The organism is uncultured Agrobacterium sp. (genome assembly GCA_913777615.1).
Lineage (GTDB): Bacteria > Pseudomonadota > Alphaproteobacteria > Rhizobiales > Rhizobiaceae > Agrobacterium.
The window spans coordinates 95,184-113,987 of the sequence record CAJYTK010000011.1; the positions used below are offsets into that span (position 1 = coordinate 95,184).

General features: G+C 58.0%; 15 protein-coding genes. 2 read left to right on the forward strand and 13 right to left on the reverse strand.

Features of this window, described 5'->3' with window-relative positions:
• A complete protein-coding gene (locus QZ862_RS09550; protein WP_296099356.1) occupies positions 1-783 on the reverse strand; it encodes an SH3 domain-containing protein in 783 nt (260 codons plus the stop codon).
• Between the two features lie 214 nt (positions 784-997).
• On the opposite strand from QZ862_RS09550, the gene ubiG reads away from it, so the two are divergent.
• Positions 998-1,744, forward strand: a complete 747-nt coding sequence (gene ubiG, locus QZ862_RS09555) for a bifunctional 2-polyprenyl-6-hydroxyphenol methylase/3-demethylubiquinol 3-O-methyltransferase UbiG (protein WP_296099359.1) — start codon at positions 998-1,000, stop codon at positions 1,742-1,744.
• 54 nt (positions 1,745-1,798) lie between these two features.
• On the opposite strand, the gene QZ862_RS09560 is transcribed toward ubiG, so the two are convergent.
• From QZ862_RS09560 to QZ862_RS09600, 9 genes are all read right to left on the reverse strand, one after another.
• Positions 1,799-2,716, reverse strand: coding sequence for an ATP-grasp fold amidoligase family protein (locus QZ862_RS09560; protein ID WP_296099361.1), 918 nt, complete (start codon positions 2,714-2,716; stop codon positions 1,799-1,801).
• Positions 2,717-2,758: 42 nt separating this feature from the next.
• Entirely contained in the window at positions 2,759-4,033 is a 1,275-nt protein-coding gene (locus QZ862_RS09565; RefSeq protein ID WP_296099365.1) for an oligosaccharide flippase family protein, read from the reverse strand.
• Between the two features lie 31 nt (positions 4,034-4,064).
• Entirely contained in the window at positions 4,065-6,230 is a 2,166-nt protein-coding gene (locus QZ862_RS09570; RefSeq protein ID WP_296099369.1) for a GumC family protein, read from the reverse strand.
• A 268-nt stretch (positions 6,231-6,498) separates the two neighbouring features.
• Positions 6,499-7,542 (reverse strand): Gfo/Idh/MocA family oxidoreductase, encoded by a 1,044-nt coding sequence (locus QZ862_RS09575; RefSeq protein WP_296099372.1) that lies wholly within the window; start codon positions 7,540-7,542, stop codon positions 6,499-6,501.
• 6 nt (positions 7,543-7,548) lie between these two features.
• Positions 7,549-8,334 carry a ThuA domain-containing protein gene (locus tag QZ862_RS09580; RefSeq protein WP_296039903.1) on the reverse strand — a complete coding sequence of 262 codons (786 nt, stop codon included), beginning with the start codon at positions 8,332-8,334 and terminating at the stop codon, positions 7,549-7,551.
• Positions 8,335-8,390: 56 nt separating this feature from the next.
• Positions 8,391-9,419: an ABC transporter ATP-binding protein gene (locus QZ862_RS09585; RefSeq protein WP_296017744.1), complete on the reverse strand. Its 1,029-nt coding sequence runs from the start codon at positions 9,417-9,419 to the stop codon at positions 8,391-8,393.
• A 10-nt stretch (positions 9,420-9,429) separates the two neighbouring features.
• On the reverse strand, positions 9,430-10,263 hold the full coding sequence (locus QZ862_RS09590) for a carbohydrate ABC transporter permease (RefSeq protein ID WP_296099374.1): 834 nt from the start codon (positions 10,261-10,263) through the stop codon (positions 9,430-9,432).
• The gene (locus QZ862_RS09595) at positions 10,260-11,228 is read right to left on the reverse strand and encodes a sugar ABC transporter permease (RefSeq protein WP_296099377.1); all 969 of its coding nucleotides are present in this window, start codon (positions 11,226-11,228) and stop codon (positions 10,260-10,262) included. Before QZ862_RS09595 ends, QZ862_RS09590 begins: the two co-directional genes overlap by 4 nt.
• Positions 11,229-11,291: 63 nt before the next feature.
• Positions 11,292-12,560, reverse strand: coding sequence for an ABC transporter substrate-binding protein (locus tag QZ862_RS09600; protein ID WP_296099379.1), 1,269 nt, complete (start codon positions 12,558-12,560; stop codon positions 11,292-11,294).
• Between the two features lie 258 nt (positions 12,561-12,818).
• Between QZ862_RS09600 and QZ862_RS09605 the strand changes: the two genes are divergently transcribed.
• Positions 12,819-13,835: a substrate-binding domain-containing protein gene (locus QZ862_RS09605; protein ID WP_296099879.1), complete on the forward strand. Its 1,017-nt coding sequence runs from the start codon at positions 12,819-12,821 to the stop codon at positions 13,833-13,835.
• Between the two features lie 18 nt (positions 13,836-13,853).
• Here QZ862_RS09605 and QZ862_RS09610 read toward each other — a convergent pair whose 3' ends face one another.
• The 3 genes from QZ862_RS09610 to QZ862_RS09620 form a co-directional block, all read right to left on the reverse strand.
• Positions 13,854-14,648 carry an SDR family NAD(P)-dependent oxidoreductase gene (locus tag QZ862_RS09610; RefSeq protein ID WP_296099381.1) on the reverse strand — a complete coding sequence of 265 codons (795 nt, stop codon included), beginning with the start codon at positions 14,646-14,648 and terminating at the stop codon, positions 13,854-13,856.
• 11 nt (positions 14,649-14,659) lie between these two features.
• Positions 14,660-15,829 (reverse strand): zinc-dependent alcohol dehydrogenase, encoded by a 1,170-nt coding sequence (locus QZ862_RS09615; protein WP_296099383.1) that lies wholly within the window; start codon positions 15,827-15,829, stop codon positions 14,660-14,662.
• 153 nt (positions 15,830-15,982) lie between these two features.
• A complete protein-coding gene (locus tag QZ862_RS09620) occupies positions 15,983-18,670 on the reverse strand; it encodes a TIGR02302 family protein (RefSeq protein ID WP_296099386.1) in 2,688 nt (895 codons plus the stop codon).
• Positions 18,671-18,804: the final 134 nt, after the last annotated feature.

Genomic DNA, 18,804 nt, shown 5'->3' on the forward strand with positions numbered 1-18,804 from the left:
TTAGCGTCCCTCGCAGGTGCGGTCGCCGGGGCGGCAGGACATTTCGCCATTGCTCTCGACAGCGCGTTCCTGCTCCTGCCAACGCCGTTGACGCTCGCCATCATTCCAGTTGCGATCGCGTTGACCGTCGCGGTCACGGTCGCGCTCCCAGCGTGGACGGTCCCTGTCGCGGTCACGCTCGCGCTCTCTGTCTCGCTCTATGCGTTGCTGCTCACGCTCGCGGCGGTCCCGGTCGTTCTGGTCCCAGTTACCATAGCGCTCTTCCCAGCGTCCGTCGTTAGGGCCAGGGCCACGGCGATCACGCCACTCCTCGCGTGGCGGGCGCGGGCGATCGCGGTCGGCCCATGGTGGAGGTGCATTCCAATAACCGCCGGAGGGCGGCGGGCGGCGCCAGCGGTCACGCTCGCGATAGAAGTCGCGGTCGCGGTAGTAGCGATCCCAGTAACGGCCAACCTCGAACGTAATGACCGGAACGCCGAGATCACGGTAGTAGCGCGGTTCGACGTAAACGCGGTTCTGGCGATAGGTGGTCTGGATATAGCGCCCGGCGACCCAGCCGCGTCCATAGCTGAACGATACATCGCACCAGGGCGTGTCGGACAGGCAGCCATGAATCGTCAAAGGCGCGCCGTTTGGAATAACCACCACCGCCGGATAGGCCGTGCTTGGACCGGAGCGCATATTGACGTTGGCGGTGGCAAAGCCGCGCGTCGCCGCTTGCGCAAGCGCGGGCGCAGCAGCGAGCGCCAGCAGTGCAATTGCACCTAATAATTTCTTCTTCACTTTTTTCTCCTCAAGCAAAGGACTGGCCACCGGTGTTCGGCACTCAGCGCTGTAAAAATACGCTGCCTTGCTGAACGCAGCATGAAACGAAAGGGCGGCAAAACGGTTCCTTGCGCCTATGGGCCGCGCAAAACCATTGCTCCATAGCGGGCAGCCCCTTGACTTCACCTTTCAAGCATCCGACTTCAGGATCATAGAATTTTAGGAGATGACCATGAGCGATACCGCGAAAACGACGATCGACCAGAGCGAAGTGGATCGTTTCTCCGCCATGGCCGCGGAATGGTGGAGCCCTACCGGCAAATTTCGCCCGCTCCATAAATTCAACCCGGTAAGGCTCGAATATATTCGAAACCGTGTCTGCGAGAATTTCGGTCGCGACCCAAAAGCGCATCGCCCTCTCGAAGGTCTGCGTTTCCTGGATATCGGCTGCGGCGGCGGTCTCCTGTCGGAGCCAATGGCGCGGATGGGCGCTGATGTCGTTGGCGCCGATCCATCTGAGAAAAACATCGGCATCGCGTCTACCCATGCGCGCAAGAGCGGCGTAAGCGTCGATTACCGCGCCGTTACGGCCGAGCAGTTGCAGGCCGCGGGCGAGACATTCGACGTAATCCTCAACATGGAAGTGGTCGAACACGTGGCCGACGTCAATCTTTTCCTGACGACCTGCGCGCAGATGGTCCGGCCCGGCGGGTTGATGTTCGCAGCAACAATCAACAGGACGCTGAAGGCCCGCGCGCTTGCCATATTTGCAGCAGAGAATGTGTTGAAGTGGCTGCCACGCGGAACACATCAATATGAAAAGCTGGTGCGACCCGAGGAACTGGAAGCGCCTTTGAAGGCGAACGGGCTGGAAATTACTCACCGCACGGGCGTGTTCTACAATGTCTTGCAAGACAGGTGGAATCTCTCTCCCGACATGGATGTGAATTATATGATGCTCGCAAAGCGCCCCATGTAAGCCTTCAGACGGCAGCGCGATGGCGCATGACCGTTCGTCCACATCCTGCTTCGATCAACTGTCCGCTGATGGGCGACGGTGGCCCTTTGGAGTGTCGCGCCAGAAGGTGCCAAGCCAGGCATCGGTCGATGGCGGGCGAAACGCGCCGAAGCCGGAGGTTGGGCAGAACGTCATCTCACCGAAGACGGGCCCGGTCGGCTTGTCGTAGAAGTCGATACGGACGAACTCGAAGCCTTGCGCAAGCGTCCGGGCTGCGGCAAGAATGGCATCGAGGTGCGGCGGACGCGGCAGCTCCTTGTCTTCCATCGGGTAATAGTGACCGAAAGGCAGCTTCTTCCAATTCTCGTCATAAAAGCAACGCCGGTGATCGCTGAAGCGTGCCGTATCGATTTGGATGCAGGGAATGTCGTCCTCGAAACAAAAGAGCTTGTAATCGACCGGTGCTTCGCCATTTTCGCCGATAAAGGGCTCGATAAAGATTTCTGGATCGATGTGGTTGTACCATTCTTCCGCAAGTCGCCAAGCGGTGCGGCCCTGAAGCCAGGCGTCACATTTCTCTTTCGCGCCAACCAGATCCTGCGGCCCATAGACGAAGATGTTTCGATCCGACCCGTGATTGACCTTGATCACGTAAGGAAACGGCAGCGCCGGGCAATCATCGAGATTTTTGCCCCGCCAAAGCGTCGGCGTCACCCATTCCTCGCCAAGCAGTTTCGCCACATGCGCTTTGACCGCAATCTTGTCGCTTAAGAGGATCAGGCGCGGATCGTCCGCCGGTTCTCGCCAGGCGATTTTGCGGGCGACCAGATGTTCGTTCAGCGTCTTTGGATGATCAATGTTGGGCCAGAGCTTATGATAGCGGAAATACTGCAACTGCGTCGCCTGCTTGATAGGCAGGCAACGGATCGTGGCGTGATAGAGCGCCTTCAAGAGTTTTCCGATGACACTTTTCTGCGGTTGACCGACTGCCATGCCCATCCTCTTTCGCCCGCCCACCGGCTGACTCCAATAGCTTTAAACAATTCTGGACGCCCGCCAGAGCATGATCCCCGAAATGGATGCCGTTATCAGCGCGGTCACAAACGCGGCCAGCCCCGCCCCCATGAAGCCGAATGTGCCGATGAGAAGGAAACTCATTCCGACAGATAGGATCACACTCGACAGGTTGACGAAGGCGTAGGAGCCGTCTTTTCTAAGGCTGCTTAATCCGAAGCCCATCAGATCCGTACAGGCACGCACCGCCGCCGTCAGCAGCAGCAGCGCGAAAATGCCCTTGTACTCGCTAAGCGTTGGCATGTTCATGAACTGTACGACGATGCTTCCCGCAATAAAGATTGCTGCCCCGAGAACGAGCCCGACCACTGCGGTCTTGACGAACTGCCGTATCATCATGCGACGCCACTCATTGATCGAACCATCGCTATAGGCTTTGAACAATTTGGGAATGGCGATTTGTAACACCGCCGTCGAAATCAACGTCTGCAACGCATTCGCCAGCGACCAATAGAACGTATAGACGCCCGTGAGGGACAAGGTCAGCAACAGCGACACGATGTAGCGGTCCGCATAGACCAGGCCGACATTGCTCATATCGCTAATGTGGATGAGCCAGGAACGGCGCATGCGGCTCCTGATCCACTCGTAGCGGATAGGTGTTCTGGCGATCCGCACAAGCGGCCAGTGCCGCAGAAAATAAAAAAGCCCGGCAAACATGCCGAGATATCCGAGAGCCCATCCGGCGAACACCGTCTCAATGTTGCGAAACGAAGAGAACAGCAGCCCCAGTGCAATGACCGGCAGAACCCAGGATGTGGTGCGCAAGAAAAACAGAATATTGGCAGCGCTCGACATTTCCTTGGAAATCAAGGGCATATGGATATCGCAGGAAATGGTTTCCAACCACACAACGATGAGAACGAGTAGGTAAAGCGGCTTGATTGAATAGTCGAAGAGGAAGGCGAAGGCCACCAAAAGCAGCGTCATGATCGACAGCGAAGCGACCGTAACCGCAAGCCGCGTTTTCATATAGGCGCCGGTCACGCCATTCGACTTGCCGCTGACATCGCGGGTAATAAAATAATTGAGACCCCACCCAAGGATGGCGGGCGCAGTAGTGACAACACCAAGCGCCAGACCGTAAATGCCGGCCGCCTCCAAACCCATGAATTTGACGATATAAAATGAGAGGGCAAAACGCAGGACAAGCGTCGACCCACGAAGCCCGGTATTGAAAAGCACGCTAAGACCCATCGACCTAAGGCCATTGCCGAGGAATGGAAAGCGCTTCATCGCAAGGTGTCCAGTCTGTGCCAAACCAACCTCAAAAGTGAAGGCCGGCGTGGTCCTGACGAACCACACGCGCCTGCTTTAGCCCACCTTCTTCGAGAGCCACGAGCGAGAGGACAGTGCTTCCTGCGTCCTCTTCGTTTTCAAGGAGAACGACTTCATCAATCATTCTTGCAATCGAACTCGATGCTGCATGTGCGCTAGCAATCCCGCCATCCACGACGATCAGATCGAAAGCCTCATTCTCATCATTCACCATATGTCCGGACAGATGTGCCTCAAGATCGGCGCCCGCCGGCAAAAATTTGAGAAGCGACGTCTCCTCGAAATCGGCAATCACTCCACCATGGGGTTCGGCGGCATAGTCTTTTACGGATGGAGAATAGCCAAGCAACATGGCCGTCAAGGCAGGATCGCGGCTTGCGCCGTCCGCCAGCAAGACGCGCCGTCCCAACCGAGCGGCGGCATGGGCCAGATTGAACGCAGCGTTGGAGGCCCGGTTTTTCGGACCGGTAGAAACGACCAGAACCGCATAACCCTTTGCAAGGGGAACGGAGGCGCAAACTTCTTTCACAAGCCCGGCATAATCATCCGTGTCTCGCGCGAGAAGAGCACGGCTATGAGCGCCGGAGATGATGCCGGACCTCCGAAGCGCAGAATTAGCCACCGGCTCCGATAGCGTGGCGGGCGCAACCGCTTGGGTAGGCGGGCTCGCCTCCTCGACAGTGACAGCCTTGGGCGCTCCGGTCGGCTCGGCAAGCGTTTCAACGGCCTTTTGGGCCTTTGCAGCCTTCGACCGTTTAAAGCGGTTGATGACGTTTGCCGGACCTGGCGCGCTCACGACTGCGTTTCGCCCGCCGAATTGGTCGCGCAGCACCAGAAAACCTGCTGCAAGTATCATACCGAACAGCCCGGCACCTGCTGCAATCAGGGCTCGCGGCGGTCCGGCCTTGCGCAACGGCGCCTCTGCAACGGAAATGATCTTTGGATTTTCTGCGGGTGCGCTTTGCTGCTCCGATAGCTGGCGGGTGCGCAACAGGAAGGACTCATAGACAGCGCGATCGCTGTCGAGCTTCCGTTGAAGTTCGCGCAATTGAACCATGGTGTCTTCTTCACCATTGAGATTGCGCTTGAGCGTGTCGAGATTGGCCTGAAGAAGCGCCAACTGATTTTTCAGTCGATCCAGATTGCGCGACGTGGTGGTCGCGAAGTTGCGAAGCTGATCGTCAAGGATCGTTGCCAGGGACTGGGTTCTGGCTCTCGCCGCCTGAAGCGCGGGATGCTGCGCGCCAAGCGAGGTGGCAAGAACGGCTTGCTCCTCCTGGCTTTGCTGATAGCGCGCCCTCAGAGAAATGATCGAGGGCGTGAGAGACGTGTCTGGAATGGATCGCAGATATTGCCTGTCGTTGCGCGCCTGCGTCAGCTCGGACACCAGCGCCTCGTTCTCGGCGATTGTGCCGGAGAGGCGGGCGATTTCGGCATTGCTATCGGTGATCTGCTGTTCGATGTCAGGGCGACCGGCAACATTTGCAAGATTATGCGTGGCTCGGTAGGCCTGAACGGCGCGGTCTCCATCCTCCACAGCTTTTCGAAGCTGTTCGAGCTGTGCGGAAAGGCTGCCCCCCGTCCGTTTCAGCGTATCGGTATTCATTTCGGAACGGAGCTGGAGGTACGTGTTGGCAATGGTATTGGCGATCTTCGCCGCCTGCTCCGGGCTGTTCGACCGTACCGTTACATTGACGATGAAGCTTTTACCGACGATCGCCACGGACAGAGCCTTACGCAGCCTATCGATGGCAAGCTGAGTGCGGCTTCTGCTGTCGGTGTACTCGGATCCGAACGCGCCGAACTCCGGATCATCCTCGAGGTTTTCCTTCTCGACCACACGGGCCAGAAGCTCGTTCGACGTCAGCAGATACTGTTGGTTCAGCACATGCGAGTCCACCGCCCGCGGCTGGGTGGACAATTCGCTTTCCAGAATTCGCGAGCCTTCGGGGTCGAGCAGGATTTGTGTGGTCGCCTGGTAGTAATTGCGCATCAGCAGTGAAATGCCGAATGCGACCATGCCCAGCAGCAGCCCGCTGAGGATGATAAGAAGAATGTTTCGCCACAAAAGCGCGAAGAGTCGCAACAGGTTCTCCGGCCCATGCGTGGGTTCGCGATAACTCGCTTCGTCCATCACATTCTGGTTCATCGCCATGTCAGTTCACCGGCCTATAACTCAATACATAAAGCAGACGAGGAACCGGTGAAGACATCGGCACACCATGACCCACGTAAAGAAAGGTCTAAGTTTTGGACAGGATCGCCTCAATATAACAGACGGCCAGACCTGGACACTTTCTGGGTCACCTTAGAACGGGACCTGTTAACATACCGTTTTGCGGGTCTTTTGACACGACGCAGCAAAAAAGGCCGAGGGGCTAGATGCTCCCCGACCTTTAATATCGACATCGTAGTTCTTGCCCTCAGACGGCAATCTCGCGTCGTTCACGATCGGTGACGATCGAGAGATCGAGAACCTTCTGAAGGTTGGCGGCGTGGCGGAAATCCGGATCGGCAACTCCGCCTTCCATCACGGCTTTGGCGAATTTCTCATAATTCGTCGGCACCGGCTCCGGCTCGATATCGCGCCAGATCGCCTTTTCGATATCGTCGCCAAGGCATCCGCGCAGTGTCGAATATTCGGGCGTATGAACAACCTCAAGCGCACCTTTGTCGCCATGCAGGCGCAGGCGAAGCTCGTTCAGATGGCCGGTCGCCCAACGGGTGGCGTGAATGACCCCCATGGCGCCATTCTGTAGTTCCGCCGTCATGGTGAAACTGTCATTGGCGTCCAGGTCGTAGACGTCGATCCGGTTGCCTTCGTACTTGTCGAAGGTCTTTAGGCGCGTGAAGATACGCTCCACGTCGCTGCCCGCACCGTAAGATGCAAAATCGAGAATATGAATGCCAACATCGCCAAGAACGCCGTTCGAGCCGTGTTTGGTTGAAAGGCGCCAGAGCCATTTGCTCTCCGTCATCCAGTCGCCCCAGGCTTTCGACACCAGCCAGCTCTGGAGATAGGAAGCCTCCAGATGCCGCAGCTTGCCAATACGGCCTTCCAGCACCATCTTGCGCGCTTCCTGAAGCGGTGCCACGTTGCGGTAAGTGAGGTTCACCATGGCAACCAAGCCTACCTTTTCGGCGGCATCTGCCATTTCCGCGGCTTTACCATAGGTTTCCGCCAAAGGCTTTTCGCAGAAGACGTGCTTTCCCGCAGCCAACAACTTGAGGCTGGTCGGATGATGGATCGCATCCGGCGTGACATTGGCCACAGCGTCGAATTCACCCCATGCCAGAGCATCATCCAGCGAGGTGAAGGTCAACGGTATGTGGTGGCGTGCAGCAAAGGCGCGCACGATCACCTCGTCGACATCAACAGCGGCAACGGTTTCCACGCCCGAAATCTGAGAGAAGTGGGTGGCGTGCGTGTTCGCCATACCACCGGTTCCAAGAATAAGTAGCTTCATAATGAATTACCTGTAACCTGCTTCACCAGCCTGGTGCAGTTTGGGGCCGCGTTCCTCGATCGGCTCGAGCGCCTTTTCGACGGGCACGTTCGGCGCATCGTGAATGCTCTTGAGCGCTCCCACTGGATTGTAGGCCCACTTGACCGAATTGCTGATCACCTTCTGAATGTTGTCGTCATGGTAGGTGGGATATGTTTCATGCCCTGGGCGGAAATAGAAGATATTGCCCGCACCGCGGCGCCAGGTCAGGCCTGAGCGAAACACCTCGCCACCCTGGAACCAGGAAATGAACACGGTTTCCAATGGTTCGGGAACGGAGAACTGCTCTCCGTACATTTCCTCGTTTTCCAGTTCGAAATGCTCCGGCAGACCAGCCGCGATCGGATGGCGGGGATTGATGGTCCAGATGCGTTCACGTTCGCCGGCCTCGCGCCATTTCAACGCGCATGGGGTGCCCATTAGCCGCTTGAACGGTTTGGAGAAGTGGCCTGAGTGGAGAACGATAAGGCCCATGCCTTCCCAGACGCGCTTCGCCACGCGCTCGACGATTTCGTCTTGAACTGCGCCATGGTCCTTGTGGCCCCACCAGACCAGCACGTCGGTCTGGTCCAATCTCGCCTGCGAAAGACCATGTTCTGGCTCTTGCAGAGTGGCGGTCGTTGCGTTGATCTCCGGGTCCTTGTTCAGGGCATCGGCGATCGTGTTATGCATGCCGTTTGGGTAAACAGCACGAACGGTCTCGTTGATGTGTTCGTGGATATTTTCACCCCACACGACGGTGTTGATGGTCATAGAGATACTCCTTGATGAACCAGCGCTGGTTGTTAACGCCAGTGAACGGAAATTGATCAGGCGGCTCCGCGTGTTTCTGCGCGTCTCAGCGAAACGCCCGCCTGATCGAAACGGTGAATGTGCTCCGGCAAGGGCGATAACTTGAGCGTCTCTCCCGTCGCCCGGTGGGAAACCCCCTCCTCGCGAACGACGAGCGGCTCGTCCGCGCCGATATCAACGTATATGTAGCTATCGGAGCCAAGCATTTCGGAGTGGACGATCTCGCCCGTCCAGCCACCCGCACCGTCTGAAACGACGATATGTTCTGGCCGAATGCCGATCGAATGCGCACCATGGCTTTCTGCAAGACGGCCGCCGATAAAATTCATCTTCGGTGAGCCGATGAAGCCCGCGACGAAGGTGTTGACCGGGGCTTCATATAGCTCAAGTGGCGTGCCAATCTGCTCGACACGGCCGTCCCGCAACACACAAATTCTGTCCGCAAGCGTCATCGCCTCCACCTGGTCGTGGGTAACGTAAATCATCGTCGTGTCATGCATGCTACGGTGGAGCTTGGCGATTTCAAGACGGGTGGCGACGCGAAGGGCGGCATCGAGGTTGGAAAGCGGCTCATCGAAGAGAAAGACCTTCGGATCGCGAACGATGGCGCGTCCGATCGCCACGCGTTGGCGCTGTCCGCCCGAAAGCTGCTTGGGCAGACGTTCCAGGTAAGGGGTTAGCTGCAGCATCTCAGCTGCTGCCTCCACGCGCTTGCGCCTCTCTTCCTTGCTGGAACCGGCGAGTTTCATGCCGAAGGCCATGTTTTCGAAAACTGTCATATGCGGATAAAGCGCATAGGACTGGAAGACCATGGCGACACCGCGCTTGGCCGGCGTCAGGCGATTGACGATCTCACCCTCGAAGGAAAGCTCGCCGCCGGTGATTTCCTCCAGGCCGCAGATCAGGCGCAGAAGCGTGGATTTTCCGCAGCCTGATGGGCCGACGAAGACCATGAATTCGCCGGAGCGGATATCCATGTCGATGCCCTTGATGACATCGAAAGCGCCGAAGGATTTGCGTAAGTTTCGCAGTTGAATGCTGGTCATGAGATTTCTCCTAGCCTTTGACGCCACCGGCTGTCAGGCCGGAAATGATGCGTCGCTGGAAGATCAGAACGAGGATGACGAGTGGGACGGTGACGATGACGGAAGCCGCCATGATCGTTCCCCAGGGAATTTCAAACTGAGAGCTTCCCGAGAGCAACGCAATCGCTACCGGAACCGTTCGTTGCTCGTTGGATGAGGTGAAGGTCAGCGCAAACAGGAACTCGTTCCAGGCCGCAATGAAGGCGAGAAGCCCCGTCGTGACCAATGCCGGCCACATCAGCGGCAAGAAAACCTGCGTGATGATGACCCAAGGCGAAGCGCCGTCGACAATCGCAGCCTCCTCGATTTCAACCGGCAGGTCCCGCATGAAGGTCGTGAGCACCCAGACGGTAAAGGGCAGCGTGAAGATCATGTAGGAGAAGATCAGCGCCAAGGGGGTGTTGAAAAGGCCTGCCCAACGGATCAGTTCGAAGAGACCCGCCAGCACCGCGATCTGCGGAAACATAGAGACTGACAGGATCGTCAGCAGCAGCAGAGCACGACCCCGGAAGCGAACGCGGGCCAGCGCGTAGGCGGCAGTCACGGCCAGAAGCAGAGACAACGCGACGACGCAGGTCGCGACCAGCAACGAGTTGCCGAGATTGCGAAGGAAGTTGTCATTGGCCAGAACGTCGGCATAGTTGCCGATTGAAAACGTCCTTGGCAGATAATTGATTTCAAACAGCGCCGTGCCGGATTTGAAGCTCGTCAGGATGGCGTAGTAGAAGGGGAACACGGCCACTACGATGATAATGGCGACGAGCGCGTAGAAGGCGGTGTTTTTGAGAACCGTCGTTGCCGTCATTTTGCGCCTCCATCAGTGTTGACGCGGCCAAGCCACATATAGACGATGGTGATCGAGGCGATGATGAGAAACAGCATGGTCGAAACCGCAGCGCCATAAGCAAACTTGTCGAAGTCGAAGAGATTCTCACGTGCCAAAACCGACATCGTCCGGGTCTGCGCATTGTTCGGTGTCAGGATGTAGATCAGGTCGAAGACACGCATCGCATCCAGCATACGGAAGATGACCGCGACCATAAGGGCCGGGCGGATCATCGGAAGCGTGACGCGCCAAAACACCTTGATCGGGTGGATGCCATCGACCTTGGCCGCCTCATACATATCCTTCGGCACCATCTGCAGACCGGCAAGGATGAGGAGCGCCATGAAGGGCGTCGTTTTCCAGACATCGACGATCAGTACGGCGGTCATCGCCGTCTCGGGATTGGCCGTCCATGCGATCTTCTGGCTGATGAGGCCAAGGCTCAGCATCATATCGTTCAGAATGCCGAACTGGTCGTTCAGCATCCACGACCACATGCGCGCCGAAACGATGGTGGGAATGGCCCAGGGAATGAGGATCGCGGCGCGGACAAGGCCTCGGCCCTTGAATTCGGCATTCAGCACCAACGCGACGATAAGACCGAGAACCGTTTCCAGCGACACTGAGAGAATCGTAAATTTCACCGTGTTCCAAGCGGCACCCCAGAAGACAGGGTCTGCCAAAAGGCCACGATAAACGGTGCGACCGCTGCTGAGTGTAATCCAGGAAATGTAATTCTTCAGGCCAACGAATTGCGCGTCGGAGAGGTTGGTCAGAGAGGCGTCCGTCAGACTGAACCAGACGGTTCTGACGAGAGGCCAGCCCGCGACCAGGGCGAGCACGAGGAAGGTCGGGGCGAGGAACAGCCACGCGGAGCGCAGCCTTTCCGATTGCAGGTCGGAGCCGACCGTCGCCGCCGGTCGATCAGGGACAGGAGTTTTCATGAGAGTTTCCACCGATTGGACGGGAAGCGAAGCGGCAAGCGATACCGCTTCGCGTTTTAAGTGTTACCAGCCACTTCCCTTGAGATCGGTCAGCTCGACTTCGAGCAGCTCGAGATTTTCTGCGGCCGTACCGGAGCCGGAAAGCGTGTTGTGAACAGCGCCCCAGAACTTGGACGACACCTCATTATATTTCACCTTCGTAGCTGCGGACGGACGCGGTACCGCCGTTTCAAAGATGGGCTTCCATTGCGGCATGAAGGGCTGCGCGGCGGCCACATCCTTATCGTCGTAGAGTGCCGCGATGGTGGGCATGTTGGAAAGCTCCACCGCACGCTTCTTCTGCGTCTCGGCAGAGGTCAGGAACTTCACCAGTTCGATGGCTGCGTCCTGGCTCTTTGAATATTTGGAGACAGCGACGTTCCAGCCACCCAAGGTCGAAGCAGGTGCCTGACCCTCTGCGCCAGCAGGTAGCGGCACGACGCCGAACTTGCCCTTGATAGCGCTATCTGCACCATTGCCCAGAGCATAGGCATAAGGCCAGTTACGCATGAACACCGAATTGCCGGTTTGCCAGACGCCGCGGGCCTCCTCCTCCTTGTAGGCGAGCGCACCTTGCGGAGCGATAGTGCCGATCCAGCTCTTGGCCATTTCGAGTGCGGCGGCAGCCTTTTCATTGTTGATGCTGAGATCGCCGTTGGTCTCGACGATATGCCCGCCGCCAGCGGATGCCACCCATTCGAGGGCGTTGCATGTCAGGCCCTCATAGGCGCTGCCCTGAAACACGAAACCCCACATGTCCTTCTGTCCGGCGGCTCGTTCCTTGTCCTGAATTTCCTTGGCCGTTTCCGCCATTTCCTTCCAGGTCTTCGGCGGCTGCTTGCCGTATTTGTCGAGCAAATCCTTGCGATAGAACATTGCCGGGGCGTCGGTGTACATCGGCATGGCAACCAGTTTGCCGTCCACTGTCTGCGAAGCAACCACAGACGGGAAGTGCTGAGCGATGACGTCCTTCGCCGCAGCCGTCAGGTCGACGAACTGATCGGCAAGCTGCGGAGCCCAGACGATATCGGTCTGATAAACATCCACATCCGTGTTTCCAGCTGCGAGCCACAGCCGGTACTGACTAAACTGTTCGCTTGACGACGGCGGCATCGTCACAAGCTTCACCTTGTGGCCGCTCTGCTTTTCGAATTCGGTCAGACGCTCGCGAATGAAGTTGAGGTTCTTGCCGGTTGAGTTCGCGGCCATGGCGATTTCGGCAGCCTGCGCAGACGCGGCAAACGCCAAAAGACTGCCACACAGGAACAAAGCCCTCTTAGAAAAGTTCGTCATCATTCTCCTCCCTCTGAAACTTTGACGACCACTAATTGAAAACGCTTTCAATTTTGGGAAGCTTACAATTCCCATTTCTTCTGTCAATAGGGCGCCAATTGCTATTTAATCGAGCTGTTCCGTTGACAACCCGTGGCCCAACGTGAAGCCCATGAATCTAAATGGTTCATGACGATCGTATAATTTTAAATCGGTTTCGATTTTTGTTGCTTGAAAAATTCCAATTGAGCTAGCATGCAGATGAAAACGGCGGACATCATGAAGCTCAAGGATTTTGCAGAACAGGTTGGCCTCTCTCCAACGACGGTCAGCCGTGCCCTTGGGGGCTATCCGGAGGTTCGTCAGGAAACTCGCGAGCGGGTGATGGAGGCTGCGCGCAGGCTTGGGTATAGACCCAATGCCAACGCAGTGAGGCTCGTTACAGGTCGCGCAGGCGCTATTGGTGTTGTCATGGGCCGCAGCGGCGGCGGACACTTTTTCTCGGAATTCATGGGCGGCATGGCAGCCCGTCTGGAAGGACAGGAAACCGACATTCTCGTCAGCGTGGCTATCGACAACAATCTGGACGAGGAACTGGCGATCTTCAACCGCTTGGCGGCAAGTGGCAAGGTAGATGGCATCGTCGTCCATTCTCCTCGCCCTGCGGATGAACGCATCGCCTTGCTCAACCGGTTGGGCGTCCCCTTCATCGTGCATGGCCGGTCAAATATCTCTCTTCCGCATGCCTGGCTCGATATCGACAATCGCGATGTGACATACCGCCCCACCATGCATTTTCTGGAGCGCGGCCACCGGCGCATTGCCTTGATCAACGGACCGAAGGGAAGGACATTCGTCAACGACCGAGAACAGGGTTTCCGGGACGCTCTCACGGAGTACGCCCTGACCCCCGACCCCAAACTGATGATGAACGAGCATTTCAGCGAGGAAACAGCCTTCCGATTCGCGCGTGCGCTTCTAGAGCAGCCATCCCGCCCGACCGCTTTCGTCGCAGGCGCGATGATGACGGCACAAGGGGTCTATCGCGCCGCCACACAAATGGGCCTTTCCATCGGCAAGGATGTCTCCGTGATTGCCCATGACGACGTCTTCCCCTACCTGACGCCGGAAAGTCTGATGCCGCCGCTTTCCACCACGCGCTCATCCATGCGAATGGCCGGCATGCGCGTGACCGAACTTCTGCTTCAAATCATATCGGGCAGGCCGGTTCAGGAATGCCAAGAGCTATGGCCGGTGGAGTTGATTCTGCGCCAATCCACCGGCTCTCTTGCATGACCCATCCGATATTCTTGATTACGTTTTTTGGGGCTCCGCCATCTGACGATGTTGTTTTGCCAGAATGCCAGCCGGCGTCGCATTTGCGACCGCCGTCACGATCTTGTTTTTCCAGCCGCTGACGACATCGCCGTCGCCCTTCATCATGGCGTCGAAACCGACTTCGGCAACGAAAGTGGGATCGTCCTTTTTCCCGTGGCCAACCGGCGTGTCCAGCATACCGGCGCGCTCGAAGAATTCGGTGTCCGTTGGCCCTGGCATCAAGCATGTAACAGTGACGCCCGTGTCTTTCAGTTCATCCCGTAGTGCCAGAGCAAAGCTGTTGATGAAGGCCTTGGTGGCGTTATAAACCGCCTGGAAACTGCCGGGCATGAAGCCGGCGATCGAGCCGGTCAACAATATCCTGCCGGAGCCACTACTGCGCATCAGATTGCCAACGTGATGCACCAGCGCCACCGTGCCGCTGATATTGGTGTTGATGACACGTTGGCCGCGTAAAAGATCCTGGTCGAGAAATGCATCGCCGAGCCCCTGACCTGCATTCGCCATCAGCAAATCTACGGGTCGTCCCTGAGTTGCGATGGCCTTCACGACGCTTTCAATCCCAGCCGGCGTTGCGAGGTCGGCGATAACGGGTGTGGCCTTAACGCCCCGAACGGTAAAAGCACTCACGGCGCTCAAAATACGTTCGTCGTCAGCGACCACGACCAGGTCGTAACCTCTTTCGGCTGCGCATTTTGCCAGTTCGAAGCCGATGCCGCTGGAGGCACCGGTCACGAGCGCAAGCCCCCTCTCCCTTTGCGTCTCAGACATAGTGCTTCTCCTTACGGCTTGATGACAACTTTGATGCAGCCGTCTTCCTTGTTCTTGAATGTTTCGAAGAGGCCGGGGCCTTCTTCCAGCGTGGCGCGATGAGTAATGACAAAGGATGGATCGATCTCACCCTTCAATACCCGATCCATCAACATCGGGAGGTATCGCTGGACAGGTGTCTGCGCCATGCGAAGCGTCAACCCGCGATTGATGGCGGACCCCATGGGGATCTTGTCGAGGAAGCCGCCATAGACACCGACAATGGAGACGGTGCCGAAATTGCGGCAGCAATGGATAGCTTGGCGCAGTACATGCGGCCGGTCGGTGCCCATGAACGTTGCGACCTTGATGCGGTCGATGCGCGAATCCCAACTGGCCGCCGGATCCGCCTCCGTACCGACGGCGTCGATGCACGCATCCGCACCACGCCCGCCGGTCAATTGCATGATCTCGTCGTAGATATCGGTTTCGAGATAGTTCAGAGTCAATGCGCCCGAGGCGGCTGCAAGCGCCAGCCGTTCCACCACGCTGTCGATGGCGATAACACGCTCAGCGCCCAGCATATAGGCGGAACGGATCGCCATCTGGCCGACCGGTCCGCAGCCCCATATTGCGACGGTTTCGCCAGGTTGAATATTGCAGAACTCAGCGGCCATGTAGCCGGTCGGGAAGATATCCGAAAGGAACAGAACCTGCTCGTCGGTCAATCCCTCCGGCACCTTGACCGGCCCAACATCGGCATAGGGCACACGCAGATATTCCGCCTGCCCTCCACTATAGCCACCGAGCATATGCGTGTAGCCAAAGAGACCCGCAGGCGAATTTCCCCACATTTTCTTCGCCTTTTCCTTGTCGGGATTACTGTTCTCGCAACCGGAAAAGAAACCTCTTTGGCAGAAGAAGCAGTGGCCGCAAGAGATGGTGAAGGGTACGACCACGCGGTCGCCGACTTGCAGCTTGCTGTTGCCCTTGCCGACTTCGACCACCTCGCCCATGGCCTCATGGCCCATCACGTCGCCAGAATGCATGTCTGGAACGGAGCCATGATAGAGGTGAACGTCGGAGCCGCAGATGGCGCAGGCAGTCACCTTGATGATGGCATCGCGATCATCCTCGATCACGGGATCGGGCACGGTTTCGCAACGAATATCGTGTTTTCCATGCCAAGTCAGCGCCTTCATAACATTCTCCTCAGGTTCGCTTGGGGTTACCCTTCGAACCTGAGCTGTCTGAGAATGTTCCTGACGATGGAAATCGCGCAGCCATTACGTCGCCAGATGAGACAATCTCCTCATGGCGAACCCGCAACCGTCCTGCTAAAAACCCATGGACGATTACTGGATGTCGAGCAGGCGCTCCAGATAGCGTCGCTCCACATCGGCAGGTGGATTGTTGCCGAGCTTCTCGCGGATCGCTTCGAGGATTTCACGCGCGCGCTGCACATCGATTTCATCCGGCACGCGAACCTGCGAGTCGCCGAAATCCGGACCAGAATTTGCACGCGGACGGCCTAGTGGATCGCGACCATTCTGGTCGCCCTGCCCCATCATGCCCTGCTGACCCTGACCAGGCCGCTGGCCCTGCTGGCGCATGGCCTGCATGATCTGACCCATCATGTCCTGCGCGCCCTGACGCAGCGCATTCAGCGCATTGCCCTGACCTTCGACTGCCTGTTCGCCGCGGCTCTGTCCCAGCGCCTCACCAGCACCCTTCATTTCCTGCTCTGCCTTACCGAAGTTCTGGCCAGGCTCCATGCCGAGATCGCGCAAGCCCTTTTGAAGCTCGCCAAGCCGCTTACCAAGCCCGTCCTGCTGCTGGCGCAGGTTCTTCAACGCCTCGCGAAGCTGCTGGGCAGTCATCTGGTCGGGGTTTTGCCCTTGCCCATTCTGCTGCTGCCCATTCTGCTGCTGCCCATTCTGGCCTTGCTGGTCTTGCGGCGGCTGGCCATTCTCGCCCATCTGCTGTTCGCCACCCTCTTCGCCCTCTTGAGGATCGCCGCGTTGCATGCGGTCGCGCAGTGCCTGATCGAGCTTGAAGGTTTCGTCCATCAGCTTTTGCTGCTGCTGCATGATCTCGCCAAGCTTGTCGATCTGCTGGCGCAACTGGCTGTTTTCTTGCTGCTGACCCTGCTGGCCGCGCTGCGGTCTGCCTGCCTGCAGGTTGTTCATCATGCGTTGCATTTGCGACAGCATTTCCTTCGCTGCGTCACGGTTGCCGGAGCGGGCCAGGTTCTCGATCTGGTTCATCATATTCTCCAAATCGCGTTGGCGCAGCACGTTCTGCGCCTGCTGGTTCATATTGCCCTGAGGCGCGTTCTGCATGCGCTGTGCGAGCTCCTTCATGAACTCGTTCATCGCGTCGCGAAGCTCTTGCATCAGCTTGGCGATCTCTTCATCTGGCGCCTTGCGCTCCAGCGCCTGCGACAATGCATCCTGCGCGTCCCGCAAGCGCTTTTCCGCCTGCGACAGATCACCGTCTTCGATCCCCAAGGCGATTTCCCAGAGATAATCCGCCGTATTCTTCAGCATCTCCTCATTATAGGCGAGCTTCATGCGCGCCTGCGCGGATTGCAGCAGGAGATAGTGCGTCTTGTTGGGAATCGTCTCTTCGGGGCGTAGGCTGACTGCCTCGTTATAGGCGATCGCCTTCGGCATCTGCCGGGTATCGAGCGAAAATATTTGCCGCTGTTCGGCGACAGAGGCTGCCAGAGGTTCAGAGAAATTGCGACCGGGAAGGATCATTTCCTGCGGCGGACTCTTGCCGGTCTGCCCGGCGCCGTCCGTTGCAACCAGCGTAATGCGAACGCGCTTGCCAGCCATCGGGTGTTCGGTGAGATTGCGGCTGGTGACACCCTTCATGTCGCGCGGGTTCTGGCGCGGAAGATCGAGCTTGTACTCCGGGGCCGGATAAAGCGGTTTTGCATCTGCCTGAACCTCAAGAGGCTCGATGACGGCATGGGCCTCGCGCACGCCATAATCATCCTTGGCGGTAAAGCCGATCTCAAGCGCGCCATTGGCCGCACGGCGAGGAAGATTATCGAAAGCGATGACTGGCGGCTTGTCCGGGATGATGTTGAAGAACCAGGACTGGCCATTGGCCTCGATCGTCCCGCTTTCCTTGAACTCCATAGTGAAGGTCCGCGGCGCAACGGCAGCGGGATTGTCTGGGCTTGGCGGCGATGCTGTAGCTTCAGCGGCGGTCTTCTTTTCTTCCGTCCCTTCGGGCGCGAGCCTTTGCAACTCGCCAGCCTCGTCCGGCTCGAACGTCACCTCTTCCTGGCCAGCGCCGCCCGTCATGCGGATTGTCAGCTTGGAAGATTGCGGAACCGAGACTGCCTCATCGCGATCGGCATTCTGACTGGTTAGAAAGATCGGCGCACGGCCGGTGTAGGATGGCGGCGTGACCCAAGCATCGAGACGGATATCTGGGTTCAGCGGACCGGAGGCAGGGCGGTTGCGAAACGCATCGGCAACGCTGCCCGCACCGTTCGAATAGGAGAAGCCAAAAGCCGCCACCAAAAGAAGCGCCGGAACGGCGCGCAACGCCATTCGGTCGTGTCCAGCAATATCCGGTCGAGGCAAGCCGGCATCGAGCGCGGCAATCCGCTCGGCCATACGCGTCTGGTGTTCTCGCCATAAGGCGCGCGCGATCGGGGTGTCGAAAGCGGGTTCGTCTTCCTGCACGCCGACTGGCTGGTGCGCGAGGCCGTTACGCTCTTCGAGCAGGCGCGACGCCTCATCCTTCGATGGCCAGCGCAATCGCGCTATCGGCAGCAATGATATGAGGAACGAAAAGACGAGAAGAAAAACGACGGCCCAGCGCAAAATGTCGGGCATCTGTCGGAAAAGTCCGAACCAGCCAAAAGACAGGAAGAGTGCGGCGATGGAGAGCGGCAGAACCGTCTGCGGAGCGAGGCGCTCGACAAACAGAACGACTTTCGCAAAGAACCGCTTCGCTGCCACGCGTCGTGCGAGCTCGGGTCTTTTATCGAAAGCGCCTCTTGCGCCCTGCCTGGTGGTCATCAATCCGTTCTCCCGGTCTGGCCACACGATTTCGCCGCCGATCTCGCCAACGCCGCAGCCACGAAATCCCTCAGTGCAACAGAGCGCAGGATAACATCGTTTGTGGCGAAGACGAGGGCAAGCCACGGCTTGCC